20 protein-coding genes are annotated in these 21,329 nt (G+C 62.1%); 7 read left to right on the forward strand and 13 right to left on the reverse strand.

Annotation, left to right across the window (positions count from 1 at the left end; genetic code table 11):
* The first annotated feature begins 12 nt into the window (after nucleotides 1-12).
* The 5 genes from ACMX25_RS01095 (at nucleotide 13) to ACMX25_RS01115 (ending at nucleotide 6,588) form a co-directional block, all read left to right on the forward strand.
* Nucleotides 13-975 (forward strand): DNA-3-methyladenine glycosylase family protein, encoded by a 963-nt coding sequence (locus tag ACMX25_RS01095; RefSeq protein ID WP_414947933.1) that lies wholly within the window; start codon nucleotides 13-15, stop codon nucleotides 973-975.
* A gap of 270 nt (nucleotides 976-1,245) precedes the next feature.
* Nucleotides 1,246-2,865: a glutamate--cysteine ligase gene (gene gshA, locus ACMX25_RS01100; RefSeq protein WP_414947722.1), complete on the forward strand. Its 1,620-nt coding sequence runs from the start codon at nucleotides 1,246-1,248 to the stop codon at nucleotides 2,863-2,865.
* A 231-nt stretch (nucleotides 2,866-3,096) separates the two neighbouring features.
* Nucleotides 3,097-3,690 carry a hypothetical protein gene (locus ACMX25_RS01105; RefSeq protein ID WP_414947723.1) on the forward strand — a complete coding sequence of 198 codons (594 nt, stop codon included), beginning with the start codon at nucleotides 3,097-3,099 and terminating at the stop codon, nucleotides 3,688-3,690.
* A 783-nt stretch (nucleotides 3,691-4,473) separates the two neighbouring features.
* Complete coding sequence (locus tag ACMX25_RS01110; protein ID WP_414947724.1) at nucleotides 4,474-4,734, forward strand: hypothetical protein; 261 nt, start codon at nucleotides 4,474-4,476, stop codon at nucleotides 4,732-4,734.
* Between the two features lie 267 nt (nucleotides 4,735-5,001).
* Nucleotides 5,002-6,588, forward strand: coding sequence for an efflux transporter outer membrane subunit (locus ACMX25_RS01115; protein ID WP_414947725.1), 1,587 nt, complete (start codon nucleotides 5,002-5,004; stop codon nucleotides 6,586-6,588).
* Nucleotides 6,589-6,619: 31 nt separating this feature from the next.
* Here ACMX25_RS01115 and ACMX25_RS01120 read toward each other — a convergent pair whose 3' ends face one another.
* The 12 genes from ACMX25_RS01120 to gspD form a co-directional block, all read right to left on the reverse strand.
* Nucleotides 6,620-7,411, reverse strand: coding sequence for a type II secretion system protein N (locus ACMX25_RS01120; protein WP_414947726.1), 792 nt, complete (start codon nucleotides 7,409-7,411; stop codon nucleotides 6,620-6,622).
* Nucleotides 7,408-7,911 (reverse strand): type II secretion system protein GspM, encoded by a 504-nt coding sequence (gspM, locus tag ACMX25_RS01125; protein ID WP_414947727.1) that lies wholly within the window; start codon nucleotides 7,909-7,911, stop codon nucleotides 7,408-7,410. Before gspM ends, ACMX25_RS01120 begins: the two co-directional genes overlap by 4 nt.
* Complete coding sequence (gene gspL / locus ACMX25_RS01130; RefSeq protein ID WP_414947728.1) at nucleotides 7,908-9,209, reverse strand: type II secretion system protein GspL; 1,302 nt, start codon at nucleotides 9,207-9,209, stop codon at nucleotides 7,908-7,910. Before gspL ends, gspM begins: the two co-directional genes overlap by 4 nt.
* 79 nt (nucleotides 9,210-9,288) lie before the next feature.
* The gene (gene gspK, locus ACMX25_RS01135; RefSeq protein ID WP_414947729.1) at nucleotides 9,289-10,437 is read right to left on the reverse strand and encodes a type II secretion system minor pseudopilin GspK; all 1,149 of its coding nucleotides are present in this window, start codon (nucleotides 10,435-10,437) and stop codon (nucleotides 9,289-9,291) included.
* A 2-nt stretch (nucleotides 10,438-10,439) separates the two neighbouring features.
* The gene (locus tag ACMX25_RS01140; RefSeq protein ID WP_414947730.1) at nucleotides 10,440-11,129 is read right to left on the reverse strand and encodes a PulJ/GspJ family protein; all 690 of its coding nucleotides are present in this window, start codon (nucleotides 11,127-11,129) and stop codon (nucleotides 10,440-10,442) included.
* Nucleotides 11,107-11,502: a type II secretion system minor pseudopilin GspI gene (gspI, locus tag ACMX25_RS01145; RefSeq protein ID WP_414947731.1), complete on the reverse strand. Its 396-nt coding sequence runs from the start codon at nucleotides 11,500-11,502 to the stop codon at nucleotides 11,107-11,109. Before gspI ends, ACMX25_RS01140 begins: the two co-directional genes overlap by 23 nt.
* Nucleotides 11,502-12,014 carry a GspH/FimT family pseudopilin gene (locus ACMX25_RS01150; protein WP_414947732.1) on the reverse strand — a complete coding sequence of 171 codons (513 nt, stop codon included), beginning with the start codon at nucleotides 12,012-12,014 and terminating at the stop codon, nucleotides 11,502-11,504. Before ACMX25_RS01150 ends, gspI begins: the two co-directional genes overlap by 1 nt.
* 52 nt (nucleotides 12,015-12,066) lie before the next feature.
* Nucleotides 12,067-12,543 (reverse strand): type II secretion system major pseudopilin GspG, encoded by a 477-nt coding sequence (gene gspG / locus ACMX25_RS01155; RefSeq protein WP_414947733.1) that lies wholly within the window; start codon nucleotides 12,541-12,543, stop codon nucleotides 12,067-12,069.
* A 217-nt stretch (nucleotides 12,544-12,760) separates the two neighbouring features.
* On the reverse strand, nucleotides 12,761-13,174 hold the full coding sequence (locus tag ACMX25_RS01160; protein WP_414947734.1) for a type II secretion system protein N: 414 nt from the start codon (nucleotides 13,172-13,174) through the stop codon (nucleotides 12,761-12,763).
* Nucleotides 13,175-13,187: 13 nt separating this feature from the next.
* Complete coding sequence (gspF, locus tag ACMX25_RS01165; protein WP_414947735.1) at nucleotides 13,188-14,405, reverse strand: type II secretion system inner membrane protein GspF; 1,218 nt, start codon at nucleotides 14,403-14,405, stop codon at nucleotides 13,188-13,190.
* A gap of 6 nt (nucleotides 14,406-14,411) precedes the next feature.
* Nucleotides 14,412-15,899: a type II secretion system ATPase GspE gene (gspE, locus tag ACMX25_RS01170; RefSeq protein ID WP_414947736.1), complete on the reverse strand. Its 1,488-nt coding sequence runs from the start codon at nucleotides 15,897-15,899 to the stop codon at nucleotides 14,412-14,414.
* The gene (gspD, locus tag ACMX25_RS01175; protein ID WP_414947737.1) at nucleotides 15,896-18,301 is read right to left on the reverse strand and encodes a type II secretion system secretin GspD; all 2,406 of its coding nucleotides are present in this window, start codon (nucleotides 18,299-18,301) and stop codon (nucleotides 15,896-15,898) included. Before gspD ends, gspE begins: the two co-directional genes overlap by 4 nt.
* 608 nt (nucleotides 18,302-18,909) lie before the next feature.
* On the opposite strand from gspD, the gene ACMX25_RS01180 reads away from it, so the two are divergent.
* Nucleotides 18,910-19,356 carry a lytic transglycosylase domain-containing protein gene (locus ACMX25_RS01180; protein ID WP_414947934.1) on the forward strand — a complete coding sequence of 149 codons (447 nt, stop codon included), beginning with the start codon at nucleotides 18,910-18,912 and terminating at the stop codon, nucleotides 19,354-19,356.
* A 183-nt stretch (nucleotides 19,357-19,539) separates the two neighbouring features.
* Nucleotides 19,540-20,697, forward strand: a complete 1,158-nt coding sequence (locus ACMX25_RS01185) for a GTP-binding protein (RefSeq protein ID WP_414947738.1) — start codon at nucleotides 19,540-19,542, stop codon at nucleotides 20,695-20,697.
* An 85-nt stretch (nucleotides 20,698-20,782) separates the two neighbouring features.
* Here the strand turns inward: ACMX25_RS01185 and ACMX25_RS01190 are convergent, their stop codons facing one another.
* Nucleotides 20,783-21,061, reverse strand: a complete 279-nt coding sequence (locus tag ACMX25_RS01190; RefSeq protein WP_031364544.1) for an HU family DNA-binding protein — start codon at nucleotides 21,059-21,061, stop codon at nucleotides 20,783-20,785.
* Between the last annotated feature and the right edge of the window lie 268 nt (nucleotides 21,062-21,329).

A 21,329-nucleotide genomic window follows, 5' to 3' on the forward strand; every position in this document is an offset into this window, starting at 1 on the left:
GATACGATGCCGATCAGCATCCTCGTTGCCCGATCCTCCTTGCTTTCGAACGCGCCTAAATTGCCACAAACCGAACCGACTCGCCTCCAGCTTCCCTACGTTGAACCCTACGATTGGCCGCGCGTCCTGCGATTTTTCGCGGGACGCGCGACGCTTGGCGTCGAAGCGGTGGAGGACGGTTCGTATCGGCGGGCTATTGAGTGGCTCGGTGATTCAGGCACGCTCAGCGTGACACAACACGCCAGCAAACCGTGTCTCGTCGCGACGCTCGAAGGCGCCGCGCGCCGCCATGCGAAAGCGATCGGCGAGCATCTGACGCGCATGTTCGATCTCCAGGCCGACGCGCCCGCCATCGCTGCGCATCTCGCCAAAGACCCGTGGTTCGCGCCGCTGACGCGAGCCGTGCCGGGCTTGCGCGTACCCGGCGCGTGGTCGGGCTTCGAGCTGGTCGTGCGCGCGATCGTTGGTCAACAGGTCAGCGTGAAAGCGGCATCGACTATTGTGGGAAGGCTCGTGGAACGCGCCGGTACGCCGCTTACCGATCACCCGCACGCCGGCACGGCCTGGCGTTTTCCCACGCCCGCCGCGCTGGCCGCGGTCGATCTCGAGAAGATCGGCATGCCCGGCAAACGCGTGGCCGCGCTGCAGGGTTTCGCCCGCGAGGTCGCGGCAGGCGCGCTGCCCCTGGACGATCCGACCGCGGACCGCACCGAATTGAGGGCAGCGTTGTTGGCTATGCCCGGTATCGGGCCGTGGACAGTGGAATATGTCGCGATGCGCGCCCTTCGCGATGCCGACGCGTGGCCCGGCACCGACCTGATCCTGATGCAGGCGTTGGTTGCACGCGATCCGTCGATGGCGAAAGCGGCCACGTTGCGCGCCCGTGCCGAGGCGTGGCGTCCGTATCGCGCGTATGCTGCTCTGCATGTGTGGAACGAGATTGCCGACCGGGCGGGATCGGCGAAAGGCGGATGACGCGCGGCATCGTTACATTGGCCCGAAGCCGATCCTGAAACCCACCGCGCTCACTGCTGCTTACGCAGCCAAATCGCCAACCCCGCATCGTCTATTTAAACCTGCCGCGGCGAACCGGCCCCAAACCACGCGTCAAACCGCTCGAATTCGCGCAAACCCTTATCCGATAAGGGTTCAAGCACGTCTTACACTGAGATGTTAAAGTGCCCGCTACCCAAAAATCTGGTTCGGCGCATTCTGTTCGGCGCCAGACACGCAACCGTCGCAGCAATGGCAAATACGAATTTCTCATCTCCGTCCGACAGCGCCTTCCAGCGCCGCTTATCCGCGCTGACCAGCGGCCCGCAAGGCGCTGCGTTGCGCCAGGGGCTGCGCGGCATCGAGAAGGAAAGCCTGCGGGTGACGCGCGACGGGACGCTTGCCACCACGCCGCATCCGCGCACGTTCGGTTCCGCGCTCACGCATCCGCTTATCACCACCGACTACTCCGAAGCGCTGATCGAACTGATCACGCCGGCCGAGCACGACGTCGCGCGCACGCTTGAGCAACTGGACGACTTGCATCGTTTCGCCTACGCGCATCTGGGCAGCGAACTGCTCTGGAACGACTCCATGCCCAACGTTCTTCCCGCCGATCAGGACATCCCGATCGGCTGGTATGGGACATCGAATATTGGCATGTTGAAGCACGTGTACCGGCGCGGTTTGTCGTTGCGATACGGCCGGACCATGCAATGTATTGCCGGGATTCACTATAACTATTCGCTGCATGAAGACGTGTGGCGCACGTGGGCCGCGCTCGATAACCGCAGCGCCGTGCCGCTCGTCGATTTCCAGTCCGAACGATATTTCGCGCTGATCCGGAATTTTAGGCGGACAAGCTGGCTGCTGATGTATTTGTTCGGCGCATCGCCGGCGCTCAACGAGCAGTTCCTGCGCGGCCGGCCGAATACGCTGGAGACGTTCGACGCCGCCACGCGTTATCTGCCGTACGCCACCAGCCTGCGGATGAGCGATCTCGGCTACACGAACAACCCCGCGCAATCCGCGCTGCTGCCGAGCTACGACACGCTCGACGGTTACCTCGACGTGCTCGCGAAAGCGGTCAGCGAGCCGTATCCGGCGTATGAAGCCATGGGCACGCAGCGTGACGGCGAGTGGGTACAGATCAACACGAACGTGTTGCAGATCGAAAACGAGTTCTACTCGACCATCCGGCCGAAGCGCATCACGCAACCTGGCGAGCGGCCGTTGCACGCGTTGTCGTCGCGTGGCGTGCAATACATCGAAGTGCGTTGTCTCGATATCGACCCGTTCCAGCCGACCGGGATTTCGCTCGAGACCACGCGGTTCATGGACGCGTATCTGCTGTATTGCGCGATCGAAGACAGCCCGCTTTTGCCGCGCGCCGCCAACGAAGAAGCCAACGAAAACTTCGCGCGCATCACGAAGGAGGGGCGCAAGCCCGGCCTGACGCTGGCACGCGATGGGCGCGAAGTTCCGATGCAAGGCTGGGCTGATTCGTTGCTCGATAACATCGAACCGGTCGCGCAGGCGCTCGACGCGCTGCATGGTATCGATGAACACATGACTGCCTTGAAGGCCCAGCGCGCGCGACTGGCCGATGTCTCGCTGACACCGTCCGCCCGCGTGCTCGAGACCATGCGCGAGAAGCATCAAAGCTTCAACGAATTCGCCCTGGAACTGAGCGCGAAGCACGCCGATTATTTCCGTGGCCGTCCGCTCAGCGCTGAAGCCGAGCGCGAAATGGCGGCGCTTGCTACAAAGTCACTGGACGATCAGGCAAGAATCGAACGTGAAGAAGTGGGTTCCTTCGATGCCTTCGTCGGTGCTTATCGTGCTTACACGCTGAATCGCATTAGCGTTTGAAGCGGCTGGGCGCCGGGTTAAAAACCGACGCCCATCAATCCAGCAGGTTTTTCCTCGCCGCACGGCCTCAGCAGCGGCAACCCTTACTTGTTTTGCAACAGTGCGCAACGCGTGGAAACGCTCGCGTGCGGGTCAGGTCTGAAAATAGCGACGTATCAGCTGAATCGGACCGATCAGCAGCTGGCCGGGTTAATCGGCCGGCCTGGACACATATCAAGGAGAGGAAGAACAATGAGAAAAAACCTGTTGGGGAACGCAAGCTTCGCCAAGACCGCGGCGACGAGTACGGTAGCGGCGGCAATCGCCCTGCTGGCCGGCTGCTCGACAACCGGCCAGGTAGCCGGCGAAACCATGGAGCAAGCCACCGCGCCGCTCACGTGTACGAATAAGGCCGAATGTGACGCGTGGTGGGCACGCGCGCAGGTTTGGGTCAGTAACCATTCCGAGTACAAGCTGCAGACCGTGACGGATTCGATCATCCAGACCGCCGGCCCGTCTGGCGGCAAACGCGCGCTCGCGTACCAGATCACGAAGACGCCGAGCAACGAAGGCACGGCGACGATCGGTTTCGCTGCTCATTGCGACAACATGCTCGGTTGCGAACCGAATCCGTGGAAGGCCGGCGCGGACTTCAAGCAGTTCGTACGCGGCGGCCCATCGCAGATGGGCACGCCGGGAGGCGCGACGGCGACCGGCAACGCTTTGCCTCCGGTTGCTCCCGCCCCGCCGACGCGGCCGATGCCGCAAAACCTGCCCGTGCAACCGATGCCGCCTACGCTTCAAAATCAGCCGGGGCAATCTGGTCAGGATCTGACGCCGCAATAGGGTTTTATCGATTATTGATTGCGAAGGCCGCGCTCTCGTCAGGAGGCGCGGCCTTTTTTTTTTGCGATCGGCTGATTTGGCCATCAACGGCGCAAATGTGGCGGCTACATACTAATTAGTGCATCGACAGACTCGTTACTATCGGTTCGATAGCTAAAACCCTTGCATAGGCATTGTTTTAATCCGCAGAGGTAATGCCGTGTCTTTTCGATATCCGACGCGCTTCCGGCGGCTCCGCTAAGCGTAAAACATCGGTTGATCTACTGAGCTGGAAGTGTCCGGATTGGCGTTGAACACATTCATTGCCTCACGTCCCCTCAGCTCTATGTTGCACATACGACTTCGGACGGAACGTGGACTTTCCAATGCACGCCGGTTTCCCGTTCGAAGCCGACCGTTCACAAAAAGCCCCTGTTCTAACGGGCTAAAAGCCGCAATTACCAACCTCGACAGCTCCGACTAACGGAATTCGCACGACGCTCAGACGCCCCGAACGATCCAACGAAGCACTGCTGGACACGGTACGCAAAACGGCAGCGGTGAAAGTCCCCAAACCGGAATGACGCGCTTAATTCGCCGACCAAACGGTACTCATGCAACGCAAGTCCGACTCTCGCGACTGAAAAACAACACTGCAAAAATTTGCTAAGGAACGCATCTTGAAAATCGATTGCATAGTCAATATTATTCTAAGCAACGAGTTACGCGCTGCGGCGCCACCCGAGACCATGTTCTGACCGAATAAAAGCATCGACCCATTCGATGCGTAAATGGATTTACCCGATGAACCGCGCTGCCCAAAACACCCTCCTCCTCGGCCGACGCTTCGGCCATTCAATATCCGCCGCCCTGGTGCACGTCCTGCCGCCCAACTTGAGTACATGGAAGTTGGCGCTATACGTGATCGTCTTCTTGCTGCCGGGTGGATCATTTGTCGTATTGGGCGCCGCGTGGTTCGAAAATCGCCGCTCGCGCAAACCAGAGCAATCGACTCCCGCCGCGAAGACTCCGCTGCTCTGTCGTCCCAAACATTGCGACGCCTGATATTCCCGTCGCCGTTCCTGGCAGGTCTTTACGCAACTCGCGCAGCACCGGGTGAGAGGCCCGCGTGCCGCGTAACCGTTGCGTAATCACCCGTAACCGATTCCGCACGGCGCGTAACACCCAGCTTCCTTTCAAACCGTTACCCTAACGCCTGCCCGACGCCCGCCCTACACGGGCGTTCAGTTACCATTCCGGACCGGTCGCACGAAACGCTTCGCACCGCATTGTGCTGAAGCACCCGCGCCCTCCGACAGGAATCCAGAGCAGATGCCGTTCACCCGAATACCCGTTTTTCCCGCCAAGTCCGCAATCGTCCTCGCATTGGCACTGACCATCGCCGGTTGTGCCGTCGGTCCGAACTACCAACGCCCCGATACCGCCGTTCCTGCATCGTATAAAGAAGCGCCGGAAGGCTGGAAAGTCGCGCAGCCTTCCGACCGGGTGGATCGTGGAAACTGGTGGGCGATTTATAACGACCCGCAGCTGAACGACCTCGAAACGCGACTGAACGCGTCGAACCAGACTATCGCGCAATTCGCGGCGGCTTATCGGCAATCGCGGGCGCTGGTCTCGGAAGCGCGCGCGGCGTATTTCCCTACGCTGGGGTTATCGGCGTCGGGCTCGCGGGCAGGTTCCTCGAGCCGCTCGACCAGCACGGTGTCGACTGGCCGCGGAATCACCAATAGCTACGATCTTTCCCTCGATGCGTCGTGGGAACCGGATTTGTGGGGCACCGTCAGCCGGACGGTCGGCGCGCAGCGCGCCGGTGAGCAAAGCGCCGCAGCCGATCTCGCCAACGCACGCCTCTCGGCGCAGGGTACGCTCGCGCAAACGTACTTCCAGTTGCGTTCGCTCGACACGCAGCAAAAGCTCCTCGACGATACCGTCGCCGCCTACCAGCGCACGCTGCAACTCACGCAGAACCAGTATGCGCAAGGCACGGCCGCCCGTTCGGACGTGATCCAGGCGCAGACGCAGTTGCAATCGGCACAAGCGTCGGCCATTGATAACGGCGTCGCGCGGGCGCAATACGAACACGCGATCGCCGTGCTGGTCGGCGAACCGGCGTCAACGTTTGCTCTCGCGCCATCGCCGCTGGACGCCACGCCGCCCGACGTGCCGCTGCAACTGCCGTCTGCCATCCTCGAACGGCGGCCCGATATTGCATCGGCCGAGCGCAAGGCGGCGCAGGCGAACGAGCAGATCGGCGTGGCCATTGCGGCGTTTTTCCCGACGTTGACGTTGTCGGCAACGGGCGGTTTTCAAAGCTCGATATTCTCGCAATTGCTGAGCGCGCCGTCGCGGTTCTGGACGCTCGGGCCGGATCTCGCCGCCACTATTTTCGATGGCGGCTTGCGGGCCGCCCAGACCGAAGCGGCGCGCGCGTCATATGACTCGGCGGTGGCGACGTACCGGCAAGCTGTACTGACCGCCTTCCAGGACGTCGAGGACAACCTGGCATCGCAGAGAATTCTGGCGAACGAGATCGGTATCCAGCAGCAAGCGGTGGCGTCGGCGCAGCAGGCGCTGGCGATTGTGACCAATCAGTACAAGTCGGGCACGGTCGGGTTTATCAACGTGCTCACCGCGCAGACCACGGCGTTCACCGCCGAGCAGAAGCTGGCGAATATCGCCGGGCAGCGGATGGTGTCGTCGGTAGGATTGATCAAGGCGCTCGGCGGCGGCTGGGATAGCGCGCAAATGGATCACGAAACCGGCAGCGCAGCGGCGCCTGAAGCAGCAGTTCCGGCCCCGGCGAGCGGCGTCGCAGTGAAGGGGTCGAGCGCTGCGGTGAGTCCCGCGCGGGGCTCGTCGACTGTTGCGGTCGCGAACGGCGATACGGCCAAAGAGTAAGGCCCTGAACTGAAAACTGCAGCGCCTCGCGTTATCGAACGAAGGTCAGCTCGACGGTATCCGGTCCGGTATGCCGTCCGAGCAGGTTCAACAATCCCGCCAGGTTTTCCCGGGCCTCCGGTGTGGCCGTTGCCACGCCGTTGAACGCGCTCGATGTCTTCGATACCGTCCCTTGCCCGCTCAACAATAACGGCCCCGGCGACGTCGTCGTCAGGTTGATCGTCCCGGCCTGGCCTTCCGCCTGAAACACCACTCGATAGGACCCCAACGGCTTCACGCGCGACACGCTGGACGCCATGTCGGCGAGCGTCACGATCACCTGCCCGTACGTGTTCTGCCCCAAGATCCGCCATTCGGTCCACGTCAGCCGTACATTGCCTTCCATGTTGAGCGTGTTGAACGGCGCGCCCAGACCCGCGAGCAGGCTCGCCGGCACGGCAATCGCGCCCGGGGAAACCGTCGAACTGGACAGGCTGGCATCGACGAAAACCGAGTCCGGCATGGATTGCGTCTGGCGCATCTCCATGCGCACGTGGCCGGTGAACAAGGGCCAGAAAGCCGTGTGCCACTCGATCCGTCCCGGCAGCAGCGTCGCGCCGTCGGCAGCGCCCGCGCCGCCGCCTGTTGCCAGCATCAGCGTGGCCGAACCCTTCCAGAGCGAACCGGCCGGATCGACGAGATTGACGTGGCCGTCCGTCGACTTCGCGAATTGCGGCACGATCCAGGCGGCCGGCAGCATGACGGCCAGCGTCACGACCACCGATATTCCCGCCACCACGAACCACGGCCAAGCCGCGAGAAGCCGCCGCATGCCGTAGTTCATGGCGCCTGGGCCGGTTGCAGCGATGCCGTCAGATCCACCTGGCCGTCGGGTTTGAGCGCCGTGATGTGCGCCTCGCTGACTTGCACCTTGAACTGCTTCCTGACGCTGTCGAGCCACACCGTCCATTCCGGGAACGATGCGTTCTTCAACTGGATCTGCACGCCCGCGGCGACCACCTGGACTTGGGCGGGGGGCATGTTGTTATCGGTGAGGGACTTTGACAGCGCGTCGCGCAACGCGGGGCCGGTCGGGGTGACGCCCTGGCCGCCGCCCGCAAGCGAGCGCGCCTCGTTCGCTTGCGCGGTCATCTGCGCGAGCTGGAGCTGCATGGCGGGCAGCGAGTTGCGAAGCCGCGCGCGGCCTTCGTAGGCAGGCGCCCACAGGACGAGATAAACCACGGCGATGGCCGCCACGAGGCCACCCCACATCAGGATGGTTTTTTCACGCTGGGTGCGTGCGTTCCAGAACTCGCCCCATGTGTCGATGATGGCTTGTTTCATTGGGCGCTCCTGACGGTCCACTTGCCGGAATTACTGTCGATACCACCAGCCAGTCCGTTCGCCTCCAACCGTCTTTGCAAGCCCGGATCGACCTTGGTTTCCGGCTTGAAAGTCACTTCCAGCCGCCGGTCGTGGTAATCCAGCCCTGCGATCCCGTTCACCGGGATCGGGCCGAGCGCACGGGCGAGGGCATCGGCGAGAGAAAGGAAATCGGACGGCGACAGTTGCCCGGAAACCAGCCGCAAGCGGTCGAGCTGACGCGACATCTGGTCGGGTGCGTCGAGTACGACCGTGGTTTTCGGGAACGTGTTGAGGAGCGTTTCGGTCATCTGCGCGTTGATCGCGTCGCGTTGCCGGGCGAGCTGCAGCCACTGGATGTTGATACCGATCATCGATATCACCAGCGCGCCGGCCAGCAGCGCCACCGGCAGTCTCAGGCGCCGCATGGTCGCGCGGTCGAGCCGCCACGGCTGCGCGGCGAACTCGAACTGGCACAAGTCGAAGTGGTTCGCGAGCGCGTTGCGTGCAAGGGTTTCGAACGTCAGCGGCTGAGCGCCGGGAAACGCGGGCCGCGTCGACGCCATCCGTGGCTCGGAGCCAGGAACGTCGCGCAGGCTGTACAGCGTTGCCGGCTGTGCGCCCGCGAGTGCGGTAAGCGTGGATGTCACGGCGTCGGCGGGAATTGCAAGGCCTTCGCCCAGCGCCGCGTGTTCGCCGCGCGCAATGGCGATCTCGACGCGCGTCGTCGCGCTTTCGGCTGGCCGGAGGGTATCGCCGCCGAGCAAAGCCGGGGCCGTTGCCACCACGTCACCCAGGATGCCCGCGACGAACGGATTCGGGGTATCGGCGACGCTTTCGTGCAGCGGCAGGCAGCGCATGGCCGGCACGGCCTTCACGTTCCGATGACCCGCGTTCGCAAACGCCTCGAGCACGAAGCGGAACCAGCCGCGGTCGATCACCGCCAGCACGCGCCGGCCGCTCGCGAGCGCGACCGGATCGACGGCGATATGGCACGTCTGCGGATCCTGGATCAGCTGGTCCTCGACCACGTTCGGCAAGGCCTGGCGCAAACGCGGCCCTTTCAGCGGCGGCATTTGCGCCGCCGTCAGCAACAGGTCGCGCGCAGCGACAATCAGCACCGTCGCGCTCGCGCGCGGCAGCAGCGACAGCGCGGAACGGCCGGACCGCTGCGTGACATTGCGCTTGTCGAGCAGCAGAAACGGCAGCTCCGGCAAATTCCACTCTTCGGAGCGCACCGCCGGGTCGCGCGGCGGCAGTAGGACGATCAATGTGCTCAAGGCCGCTCTCTAGTGTTCTGTATCGAAAGTTATTTACTGTACTGCGCGTACTACGAGATCGGTACGCATTAAAAACGCATCAAAGCTGGTCGCGTACATAGACGATACGCGTGGAATGCGTCGCCGGATCGCGATACAGCAAGGTCGTCCGGTCGACTTCCGACCGCTCGTGCTGCACGCGGCCGTGGATCAGGAAATATTTCGTGGTGACGTCCATCTGATTCGGGTCGATGTTCGTCGTTTGCGCACCCGCGCCGGTCAGCGCGAGATCCACATTGCTGACATCGTGGAAAAACACGGTCTCGCGGCGCGCGACAAACGCCTGCGCCTGCGACACCGACATGCCGGGCACCGTCGCGGCAATCACTTCGGCCGACGCGGTATTCATGTTCACCGATGTCGTGGTTGGCAGCACCGTCACGAACGGCCGCAATTTCTCCACGGCTTCCGGCGAAAAACCGGGAATATCGAGCAGCGACTCCACGTCGATCATCTGGAGCGGCGCGACTGGCGCGTTGCTGTCGGCATCGGCGAGGCCGGGGTCGTCGGTGAAATTGCCGCCGCCCGTTCCGCCACCCTGCGCGATCGCGGCCAGCGTGGAGGACGGTGTGCTGTTCGCGGCCGCGGTTGTCGATTGCGTCTGGAACCGCGTCGCCGATTGCGCCAATCCTGAGCGAATCCGCAGGGCGACGTTTTTCGCCAGCGACGCATCGAGCCCGAGCAGCGTCAGCAGCCGCTGGAACGACGCGATCTCCTGCACATTGATGATCAGCAAGCCCGGCGTGGGCGTGGAAACCAGGTTGCGCAGGTTGAACTTGGCCTGCGCGTCCTCAATCGATCCCGACAGATAAGTGGACGCGCCCTGCTGCGCCCGGACATCGCCAATCTGTCCGAGAAAGTCCGACAGCCGCGTTTTAGCGATCGGCACGCCCCACACGCCGCCGAGATAGGTGACATTCGGCGCGGAATCGGCTTCGGAACGCAGGATCAGCCGGGTCCAGTCGAGCGCGCTGCGCGAAATCCACTGTGCCTGCGCGAGCAGCCGCTGGTTCTCGATACGGCGGACCTGCACTTGCTGGCGCCACAACAAGCCCGACACGATGATCGCCGACAGCGCCACGACCAGCAGGGCGCTGATGATCGCCACGCCGCGCTGACGCTGCTGCCGCAAATGCCTGGAAGGCGTCGCTGGCCTGAGCCGTTTCGCCTGAGCCGATGAAGAATGCATGGTCATTCTCCGATCAGGAACACGCGCGTGATCGGCAGCGCCAGATTGCGCGCGCCGACCGCGACCTGAATACCCGTCACTGCGCGCGGCAACGGCTCGTTGCCGAGCTGCGGCACTTTCAGGTTGTTATCGTTCTGCGTGATTCGCGCAGCCACGTCGCCCATGCGCATCGTCCAGCCGGTTTGGGGCACATAGGCGCGCGTGGCGAAGGTCGAGACGCCGCCCATCAGCGGGATCGAGGTCCACCCATCCGAATTGTCCGACGCCGATAACGCCCGCCGCAGGTCACCCACATTTGCGACCAGCGGCGATGCAAAACGGACCACGCGGCCGCTTTCGGTCAAGCGGTAGCGCACGACCTGCAAGCGCGGCGCCACGCCTTGTGTGTAGACGCCGCGAACAATCTGCAGCGCATTCCCGCCGATAGCGACCGCGGCCTCGCCGGCTTCGTCGTCGGTGGCGGCCTGGCGGGCGTCGATGCGCATCTGGTCGAACAATTGCGCCACCACGCGTTCATCTTCCATCGCGTTCGTGATGGTCGTGCGGCCGCGCATGATCTGGTCGAGGCCACGCCACGAGAGCACCGCGATCACCGCGAGGATCGCGATAGCGACCAGCATCTCGATCAGCGTAAAGCCGTGAGCGCCACGATGGCCACGACCGCTGCGCCTAGAGCGAACGATTGGTTTCATTCGCCACCACCATGACCATTTGCGCGAGGTTGCCGGAGATTCCCGGCGACTCCACGACGACTTCCACGCGCCGGAAAATTGGATTCGGCGTGGGCGACACGCGGTCGGTACAAATCAGCTTGAGATTGCCCTGCGAGCAATCGAACGTGCGCGTTCCAATGTCCGGCCACTTATGCGTAAGACGCAATTGTGCGAGTTCGTTATCGGCGCTCCACCCGGCCAGCAGCCGCCGATGCAAATCCAACTCGCCGTTGGCAAGCGCGCCCACGGCGCGCAGCGACGCCGCCAGCGCCACCGCAATGATCGCCAGCGCGACGAGCACTTCGATCATGGTGAAACCACGCGTTGACCTTGGCTTTGACGGAGTCGACATCAGCGCACCTGATAACGGCCGTTGCCCGTTCCCACGATCGACACGCTCCCCGATGCCGAGATGAGCGTCACTTCCATCGGGGTATCGATAGCTTCAGTGCCGAACACCACCCGCGCCGCCGATTGATCCGAACCCACATACTGGATGGTTACGCCCGTCACGCCGCCTTCCCAGCGGCGCGGGCGCAGCAGGTCGTCGCGTAACGGCCGCCAGCCGTCTTCCGTGCGCATATCGAAGCGAAAACCGCCGTCGAGCGGCTGCCAAGCGATAGGCCGTGCCCGCACCTGCGCTTCGTCGCCCGCGGATTCGAACAGGAGCGCAAGACGCTGCGCTTCCTCATTCAGGTCCGTGCGCGGATTGCGCGTGAGCTTCACCGACGCCAGTCCCACCAGCAATCCCGCGATCACCAGCACCACCAGCATTTCCAGCAGCGTAAAACCGGCCTGCGGCCGCACCTTCGCGCGACGCGCCGCCTCGGCATCGGGTGCTGAACAGTCCGGCTTGTGCTGCATGTTCACGTCGATTAGCTTCTGTTAAAGAGCGGCAAGGAGAGGCTCAAAAAGCCTATTGCCACGAGCCGATATCGGAGTCATTACCCTCGCCGCCTGGTTTGCTGTCGGCGCCGTAGCTGAATACGTCCACCTCGCCATGCACACCCGGGTTCAGGTACTGATATTCCTTGCCCCAGGGATCCATTGGAACGCGATCCATATAACCGCCGCCTTTCCAGTTGTTCGGGATCGGTTCGGTGGTCGGCTTTTCGACCAGCGCACGCAGCCCCTGCTCCTGGGTCGGGTAACGGCCGTTATCGAGTCGATAAAGATTCAACGACTGCATGATCGAGCCAATATCCGCCTTCGCCGCCACGCGACGCGCTTCGTCCGGTCGGCTCATGATCTTCGGCACGATCAACGCGGCGAGAATGCCGAGAATCGCGATCACGACCATGATTTCGATCAGCGTAAAGCCGCGCTGGCGACGCGACTGCTGAGTACCTTGCGCCATTTGCAGCTCATAGCGGCGCTTCATCCACATTTGCATGACTTGATCTTCCTTTCCAATTGATTCGTAAAGCCCTCAGGCCCGAAACGATGTTCGATGCCCATCCGCCGCCCTGATCTGGACCATGGACTATTCGTCTGAACAATCAACGGTCGCGAAGGGCAGGCAAGCATTCTATAGCTCCGGCCTGGCAGGTTTCATTTCGTAAGCGGCGCCTCGTCCGATTGGCTTGATCTCGAACGGCTTCAGCGCACATTCAGCGCACATAAATGGTTGGGCCGGGCGCATTTGGCGGCAGGAAGATTTCCGAGCGCTTGCCGCCTCTGTCGATGATGATCGAACGCGCGCGCACTTCCTTGATCGTCACGCCCTGCGTCAGCGGCCCGCCCAGCGAGATCGCTTTCGCCGGTTCGCCGCCGTAGCTGACGATCGCCGCCGCGCCGTGTTGCAGCGCGAGGATCCCGAACAGGTGCACGTCCTGGTTTTCCTGATGCTGCAACTGCCCGCCGAACAAGGTAGCCGCCTGTTCCACCGATGGCGCGCGCCCTGCCGCCGCCGCCGGCAACGGCGCGCTTTGGTGAGTCGTCAGCGTGATCACCCACCACGTCAGCGTCGCGCAAAAAATGGCGAGCGCGATAAGCGATAGCAGGCGGGTCTGGAATGCATTCATGGGATGGGCTTCTTCACTGCACCAGATTATTCAATTCGATGATCGGCAGCATCACCGCCAGCACGATCACCAGTACGACGCCGCCCATCGCCAGGATCAGCAGCGGTTCCAGCAGGCTCGTGAGAAACATCGTGCGGCGTTCAAGTTCGCGCGCTTCGCCTTCGGAGGCGCGGTCGAGCATGGTGGTGACGTCGCCGGTCGCTTCGCCCGAGCGGATCAAGTGCACCAGCACGGGCGGAAACGTCCGCGTGTTACCGAGCGCGCGCGACAGCGACGTGCCTTCGCGCACCCGGATGATCGCGTCGTCGACGTTCGCGCTCATCGCGCGGTTGCTCAGCGTTTCGCCCGCGGCTTGCAGCGCGCGCAAGATCGGCACGCCGGCTGCGGTCAGGATCGCGAGCGTGCTGGCAAAACGCACGGTGTTATACCCGCGCACGAGTTTGCCGAGCAGCGGCGCGGTGAGCAGCCATCGGTCGAACGCCATGCGCGGCCCGGGCCGCGCGAGGAGACTCTTGATGATCCAGCTCAGCAACGCCACGCCGATCAACCCCGCCCACCACCAGTTCCGCACGAAGCCGGAGAGCGCCATCATCGCGATGGTGAGGAACGGCAGCGCCTGCTTCGTGCTGGCGAACACGTTCACGACTTGCGGGACCACGTAGCTCAGCAGGAACGTGACGATCCCGAAGGCAATCAGCGTGACGATCGCCGGATAGGTGAACGCGAGCACGATCTTCTGCTTCAGCGCATTGCGTTGCTCGATGTAATCCGCGAGCCGCGACAGCACCAGTCCAAGCTTGCCGGTATGTTCCCCGGCCGCCACCAGCGCGCGATAAATTTCGGGGAAATCACGCGGATGTTCCGCCAGCGCATTGGCGAACGAATGGCCGCCGAGCACTTCGCCGCGGATCGCGGCCATCAGCTCGCGAACGTAATCGCGCTCCGATTGATCGGTCAGCACCGACAGCGTCTCGCCCAGCGGCAAACCCGCTGTCAGTAAGCTGGCGATCTGCCGCGTGAGAATGGCCTGCTCGCGTTGCGACAAGCGTTTTCCCAGCGATAACCGCTGTTTGCGCTCGCCCCGCGTGCGAGTAGCCGCCGCTTCGACCACGAGCGGCGTCAGCCCCTGCGTCCTCAGTTGGCTGCGCGCGGCACGGGCGCTGTCGGCATCGAGTACGCCTTTCTGCGACTTGCCCGCCTGATCGATTGCCTCAAAACGAAACGCCGGCATGGATGTTTAATCTCCGCCCGTCACACGCAGCACTTCTTCCAGCGACGTTGCGCCGGTCGCGAGCCACCGGTTTGCATCCTCGCGCAGCGTGCGCATGCCCTGCTCTCGGCCGGCCGCCAATATTTCGGCATCCGATGCATTTCGATGAATCAACGCGCGCAGCGGATCGTCGAGCAGCAGCAGTTCATACACGCCGCGACGCCCCGCATAACCCGAGTGGCCGCACTTGTCGCAACCGACCGCGTGCCAATGAATGTGGCCATCTTCCGAGCTTTCTACCTTGCACACGGGGCACAACTGCCGCACCAGCCGCTGCGCCAGCACGCCGAGCAACGATGACGCGAGCAGATACGGTTCGACGCCCATATCGGTAAGACGCGTGACCGCCGATGCCGCGTCGTTCGTATGCAGCGTTGCGAGCACGAGGTGACCCGTCAGCGAAGCCTGCACCGCGATCTGCGCTGTTTCCAGATCGCGGATTTCGCCGATCATGATGATGTCGGGGTCCTGCCGCAAAATGGATCGCAACGCACGCGCGAAGGTCATGCCAATGCGCTCGTTCACCTGCGTCTGGCCAATCCCGCCGAGGTCATATTCGATCGGATCTTCCACCGTCATGATGTTGGTGGTGGCCGTTTCGAGCCGTGACATCGCGGCATAAAGCGTGGTCGTTTTACCGGAACCCGTTGGCCCGGTCACCAGCACGATGCCGTGCGGGCGGCCAATCAGCTTGTCGAAGTGAACCAGCGTGTCGCGCGCCATGCCCAGTGTTTCGAGATTCAGCCGCTGCGCATCTTTTTCCAGCAGACGCAGCACCGCGCGTTCGCCATGCCCGGTCGGCAGCGTGGACACACGCACGTCCACCGGCCTGCCGCCTACGCGCAGCGTAATGCGGCCATCCTGCGGCAGCCGTTTTTCCGCAATGTCCAACTGCGCCATGATCTTGATACGCGAGATCAGCGCGCCATGCAGCGCCTTCTTCGGGCGCACGACGTCGCGCAAGGTGCCATCGACACGAAAACGCACCACCGAAGACGTCTCGAACGGTTCGATATGAATATCCGATGCCTGCTCGCGCGCCGCTTGCGTCAGCAGCGCGTTGATCATGCGGATGATCGGCGCGTCGTCTTCCGATTCGAGCAAGTCCTCGATCTCGGGAATGTCCTGCATCAGCCGCGACAGATCGACTTCGCCTTCCACTTCACCGACGACCTGCGCCGCGCTGCCATCGTTTCGCGAGTACGCCGAATTGATTGCAGCCGAGAGTTCGGCCACCGGCAAACGCACGATCGAAAGCGCGCCGAAGTTGCGAGCGACTTCGGCGAGTGCGGCGTCGCTGGTTTTATCGCTGATCCACACTTCAATACTGTCCGCGTGCTGGTGCGCGACCAGGATCTGCCCGGTCCGCGCGAACGCGTAAGGAATCAGCCGTGCCGCGAGCGGCGACGGCGTGCTCGTGGCGACGTTCGCGACGGACGCGCTCAGCGTATTCACGGCTTGGCTCCCGCGTCGCCGTTGAGCGGCACGCCCGGCGCCGAATTATTCGGCACAGCGTAATTATTCACGTTCGCCGGCTGCCCCTGATACTGGCCCGGCGGCTGCGCCGTCTGATATTGCTGCTGGCCTTGATACTGTCCCTGTTGACCCTGCACCTTCGGAGGCGCCACTTGCGGCAACGTGGTGCTGCCGCCGCGTGACGGCGAGCGTGTCATGTTGTCCAGGTCGAACAGGTTCTGCGACGGCACGCCGCCCTGGCTCGGGCCGATCGGCGCCGGCGGCAAAACCGGCACGTCCTTATCCTTTTCGATGCGGTTATCGGAGGTGGAGTTGTACTGTTGCTGGCGCAGATATTCGTAGCGATCGTTCGAGATTTGCGAACTGGTCGCCTGATCACGCACGATCACCGGGCGCAGGAACACCATCAGGTTCGTCTTGGTCCGCGTCTTCGCTTCGCTGCGGAACAACTGGCCGATCCACGGAATATCGCCGAGCAAAGGCACCTTGCTGTTGCTCGTCGAATACTGGTCCTGCATCAAGCCGCCGAGCACGACGATTTCGCCGTCGTCCGCCAGGATGGTCGACTGGATCGAGCGCGTGTTGATCGTCACGCCGCCGGGATTGTTGATCGTGGTGTTATCGACGCTGGAATCTTCCTGATACAGCTGGAGCTTCAGGATGCCGCCGGTCGTGATCTGCGGTTTCACGTGCAGCGTCACCCCCACGTCGCGCCGGTCGAACGTATTGAACGCGGAGACCGACGTGCCCGTATTGGCGGTCGGCGTGGCGTACGAACCGGTGACCACCGGGACGTTCTGGCCGACCACGATCTTCGCTTCCTCGTTATCCAGCGTGATGAGGTTAGGCGTGGAAAGAATGTTCGCATCCGCCGACGTCGACAGTGCCTGAAGCAAACCGCCCAGGCCGAAGAAGTTGCCGAACTTGTGCAGCAGGCCGATGTTCAGGCCTTGCGTGAGGATGTTCGTCTGGCCCGCCAGCGCCGCCGGATTGTTCGCGATCGTGGCGCCGGCTGCCGTCAAGTCGACAATGCTCGACGTACCCGAGCCCAGGTTCGTGCTGCCGTACACGCCGTTGTTGCCGCTGTTTGAAAGCAGCGCGCCTTGCCACTGAATGCCGAGATTCGCGCCCGTCGTTGCCGACAGCTCCACAATCAGCGCTTCGATATAAACCTGCGCGCGGCGGGCATCGAGCTGGTCGATCACTGCGCGCAAGTTGCGGTACACGGGATCCGACGCGGTAATGATCAGCGAGTTCGTGGCCGTATCGGCCTGGATCATGCCGTTGCCGGGTTGATCGCTGGAACCGCTGCTGTTGTCGTTGTTGTTACCGAAGCCGGAGTCCTTGCTCTGGCCGCCGCCGCCCATCGGATTGCTGCCCGACGACGAACTGCTGCTGCCGAGTCCACCCGGCAGCGGCGGCAAGCCGTTGGTGCCGGTGGACGAACCAGAACCGTTCTGGCCAAATGAACTTGAACTGCTCGACGACCCCGATCCCGATGACGACGAACTGTCACTGCCGCCCTTGCCCATCATCGCGCGCAAGGTTTTGGCGAGACGCGTGGCGTCGGCGTTGCGCAGGGCGACCACGTGCATGTTGCCCGGCTGCGTGGTAGCTGCGTCAAGGCTGCGCGCAAGCTGCCTGGCCGCGGCGAGCCGTGCGCCGCTGGAGGCTTTCAACAGCAGCGAGTTCGTGCGCGGATCGGCGGTGACGGTGACTTTCAGCGTGGCGTCGGTGCTGCCCACCGAGCCCGGATCGAGCAGCTTGTTCAGTTGCTCCGCAACGTCGAGCGCGTTTGCGTTCTTCAGCGGTACCACGGCGACTTGCCGGCCCGCTTCTGTGTCGATGCCCGCGATGATGCTCGCGATACGCCGCACGTTGTCGGCATAGTCGGTGACGACCAGCGTGTTGTTCGCCGGGTAGGCCGCGATCGTGTTGTTCGGCGAGATCAGCGGACGCAGAACCGGCAACACGTTGTTGGCCGATTCGTTGTGCAGCTCGAACACTTGCGTGATGACCTGGTCGCCTCTCGCGGTGGGCGCATTACCGACGTAAGTCGGCACGCCCTGCAGCTTCGCGTCGGCTTCAGGCACAACCTTGAGCACGCCGTGATCTTGCACGAGCGAGAAGCCCTGCATTCTCAATGCGGACTGCAGCGTTTTCAAAGCCTGATCCTCTGGCACCGGATTTTCCGATACGAGGTTCAACTGCCCTTTGACCCGGGGGTCGACGATGATCGTCTTTCCGGTCGCTGCACCGATCGCCTTCGCAACCTGATCGATATCCGCGTTGACGAAATTAAGCGTTACCTGTGCGTGCGCAATTTGCGTGGTGGCAAGACCGGCCACCAGCAAAGCCATCGCGACGCGACGCAATGCCATACGTTTTCTTCTCATGGAGTGTGATGTCTAGACCTGCTGATCACGTCGCTGCAAGCCGCCGTGTCGTGCGTCTTTCGACGCTCTTAACACCATGAAGGCTTAAAACAGACGTTTCCAGGGCCGGTGCCCGGGCAATGCCATAACCCAAAAACGTGAACCATAGCAGCTTTTCATGTCAGGTTTGTCACAAAAGCACTAATCTCTGGCCGACTATCCTGAAAAATCAAAGCGTCACAAATCTGCGCAAAACTTCTGATAAAAAGCGATCTGCCTTGACCCTTACTCAGCCCTTTCCATATAGGGAAGAGGTTGAATTTGTCATATTTGTTCGCTTTCGCCCGTCCAGTAGAGCGATTCGGAGTTCATGCGCCTATAAAGACAAACGCGTTCGATTTGTCTAACTTTCTGATGCCTTTCGGACTAAATGGCGTCACGGGGCTTGGCTATGTCGGATAGAGAAATTTAAAACCCCATAGTCTGCCGGGTATGATACGAGCGCTGCGGCGCGCCGGATGCGTGGGTTTTCCCGTGTTTACCAAGCCTTACCGCGTCTTACCAAGTTTTCCGCGGACGCAGGGCGCACAGTCGATCAGGTGGTACCCAACATGATGAAAATATTCTTGCGACTCTTTCCGATTGGCTTCGGCGCCTTATTGGCAGCCGCGCCCGCGCACGCCGACTGCTTCGACGAAGCCGCCAAGTATCAAAAGGTCAATCCGCTGATCCTGCGGGCGATTGCCTGGCAAGAGTCGCACAATCAGCCAGACGCAATGAACAAGAACGCGAATGGTTCCATCGACTATGGTCTGATGCAGATCAATTCCGTTCACCTGACGCAGCTCGCCCAGTATGGGATCTCGACCACCACGCTGATGCAGCCGTGCAAGTCGGTTTATATCGCCGCGTGGCATTTGCGCCAGAAGATGAACAAGTATGGCAACACGTGGCAGGCGGTGGGTGCTTACCATTCGGAAACGCCAACGCTGCGCGATCAATACTCCAGGCAGATCATCGCTATCCTCGGCAAGTGGAAGTTGCTGACGGCATCGCGCTGATTCAGGTTCGCTTCACTTCGTCTGTTTCTTCTGTATTTCATCGCACGGCGCGGCGTTCCAGCCGCGTTTGATGCACAATTCCGCGTTCCAGTTCGCCGCTATTCGAGGCGGGTTTCCTTAAAAGCGCCACCGTTTTCAACGGCCGCTCGCGCGACTTCGCGCCCTCTTTCGATGCCAAACGCGATGAATCAACCCCTGCCCGTTACCGTGCTTGCCGGTTTGCCAGGCGTAGGCAAAACCACGCTGCTCGAGCATCTGCTCGCCCATCATGCCGGCACGTCCATCGCGGTGGTTCGCGGCCGGATCGATGATCTATCGAATGAAATCAGCAGCGCCGCGGCCGAAGCGCGCTTCAATGCGATCGTGGTGGAAGCGTCCGGTACCGACGACCCGCAGCTGATCGCCGAAAGCCTGGTCTTCGATAACGACATCGCGCATCTCGACACAATTGTGACGGTTGTCGACGCGGAGAGCTTTTCGCGCGATTACGCGTCGACTGATGCGCTGAGCGAGCGCGGCCTGGCAAGCAATGAACCTTGCGATGAACAGAATGACCGCACGATCGTGGAAGTGCTGATCGCGCAAATCGAGTTCTGCGACGTGATCGTGATCAACAAGACGGATCTCGTCGATGCCGAAACGCTCGCCAAACTTCGGCGCATCCTGCATGCGCTCAATCCGCACGCCGAGCTGATCGATGCCCTTCATGGTGCGGTCGCAGCGAGCGAATTGGTCAACGCGGATCGCTTCGACTTCGATGCAACGTCGAGCGCGCCCGGCTGGCTGGCGATGCTGAACGCCGATCCGGATGCGGCATCAGAATCCGGTGACGCCTATATCATCGGCTTTGTTTATCGTGCACGCCGGCCGTTTCATCCTGAACGGCTATGGTCGCTCGTGCATCAGGAATGGCCGGGTGTATTGCGTTGCAAGGGCTTTTTCTGGCTGGCGACACGCAGTGATATTGGCGGCTCATTGTCGCAAGCGGGTGGCGCGCTGCGTCATGGTCCAGCGGGCATGTGGTGGGCGGCGCAGGAGCGCAGCGAATGGCCGACGGGCGATGCCGAACTCGAAGCTGAAATTGCCGCGGACTGGTACGGTGAAGCGGACGATATGACTATCGGCGACCGTCGTCAGGAACTGGCGATGATCGGAACCGATCTGGACGAACCGCATTGGCGCGCGGCTTTCGACGCCTGCCTTGTCACCGATACGGAATGGTCGCAAGCGTCGGAGGGATTGCTGGCTGACCCGTTTCCATCGTGGGAGATGGATGACCATGATGATCACCACGATCATGACCACGGCGATGATTGCGACTGCGGCGCCCACGGCCACTAGCGCAGTCACAACCGCTGAGACAGACAAAACGCGAGCGAAAAAAAACCCGCCAAAGGCGGGTTTCATACTCACAATCGGCTAGCACTTACCGCTTGTTCACTGCGTCCTTGAATGCCTTCCCAGCCGTGAACTTGACGGTCTTGGCGGCCGGAATCTTAATGGATTCGCCGGTCTTCGGGTTACGGCCGGTGCGCGCTGCGCGCTTGCCCGAACCGAAGCTTCCGAAGCCAATCAACTGCACGGCGTCACCCTTCGAGACGGCCTTCTTGACCACTTCGAGCAACGTATCCAGCGTTTCGCCGGTTTGAGCCTTACTGGCGCCGGTCTGAGCGGCCACGGCGTCGATCAGTTCCTGTTTATTCATTAAGGTTCCTTTATCAGTTTAGGTTGACACGAACAGCGCGAACGCGCCGATTATACGTGCGCAGGCCTTGCAGTCGAGCACTGGCGCGGGTCCAGCTCCCTGGCCCACTATTCCGGCAAACCCTCGCATCCCAGTCGCCGGGCCTCCTCCTTACTCGGCGGTTGTTATCATAACGCAGCGCAAACCCAAGCGGGACAAGGGTTTCCAAGAGTTACGCATGATCTGAGGCAAACCGAAACCCTTTCCTTTACCCTTTTCATGCAAGCAA

The sequence above is a fragment of the Caballeronia eucalypticola genome, assembly GCF_047608185.1.
Lineage (GTDB): Bacteria > Pseudomonadota > Gammaproteobacteria > Burkholderiales > Burkholderiaceae > Caballeronia.

Coding starts and splice junctions, on each gene's coding strand:
- gspD (WP_414947737.1), bottom strand. CDS start 18,301: ATGGCATTGCGTCGCGTCGCGATGGCTTTGCTGGTGGCCGGTCTTGCC.
- gspI (WP_414947731.1), bottom strand. CDS start 11,502: ATGTCGACTCCGTCAAAGCCAAGGTCAACGCGTGGTTTCACCATGATC.
- ACMX25_RS01190 (WP_031364544.1), bottom strand. CDS start 21,061: ATGAATAAACAGGAACTGATCGACGCCGTGGCCGCTCAGACCGGCGCC.
- ACMX25_RS01110 (WP_414947724.1), top strand. CDS start 4,474: ATGAACCGCGCTGCCCAAAACACCCTCCTCCTCGGCCGACGCTTCGGC.
- gspF (WP_414947735.1), bottom strand. CDS start 14,405: ATGCCGGCGTTTCGTTTTGAGGCAATCGATCAGGCGGGCAAGTCGCAG.
- gspM (WP_414947727.1), bottom strand. CDS start 7,911: ATGAAACAAGCCATCATCGACACATGGGGCGAGTTCTGGAACGCACGC.
- ACMX25_RS01180 (WP_414947934.1), top strand. CDS start 18,910: ATGAAAATATTCTTGCGACTCTTTCCGATTGGCTTCGGCGCCTTATTG.
- ACMX25_RS01160 (WP_414947734.1), bottom strand. CDS start 13,174: ATGAATGCATTCCAGACCCGCCTGCTATCGCTTATCGCGCTCGCCATT.
- gshA (WP_414947722.1), top strand. CDS start 1,246: ATGGCAAATACGAATTTCTCATCTCCGTCCGACAGCGCCTTCCAGCGC.
- ACMX25_RS01120 (WP_414947726.1), bottom strand. CDS start 7,411: ATGAACTACGGCATGCGGCGGCTTCTCGCGGCTTGGCCGTGGTTCGTG.
- ACMX25_RS01185 (WP_414947738.1), top strand. CDS start 19,540: ATGAATCAACCCCTGCCCGTTACCGTGCTTGCCGGTTTGCCAGGCGTA.
- gspK (WP_414947729.1), bottom strand. CDS start 10,437: ATGCATTCTTCATCGGCTCAGGCGAAACGGCTCAGGCCAGCGACGCCT.
- gspG (WP_414947733.1), bottom strand. CDS start 12,543: ATGCAAATGTGGATGAAGCGCCGCTATGAGCTGCAAATGGCGCAAGGT.
- ACMX25_RS01115 (WP_414947725.1), top strand. CDS start 5,002: ATGCCGTTCACCCGAATACCCGTTTTTCCCGCCAAGTCCGCAATCGTC.
- ACMX25_RS01140 (WP_414947730.1), bottom strand. CDS start 11,129: ATGAAACCAATCGTTCGCTCTAGGCGCAGCGGTCGTGGCCATCGTGGC.
- ACMX25_RS01150 (WP_414947732.1), bottom strand. CDS start 12,014: ATGCAGCACAAGCCGGACTGTTCAGCACCCGATGCCGAGGCGGCGCGT.
- ACMX25_RS01105 (WP_414947723.1), top strand. CDS start 3,097: ATGAGAAAAAACCTGTTGGGGAACGCAAGCTTCGCCAAGACCGCGGCG.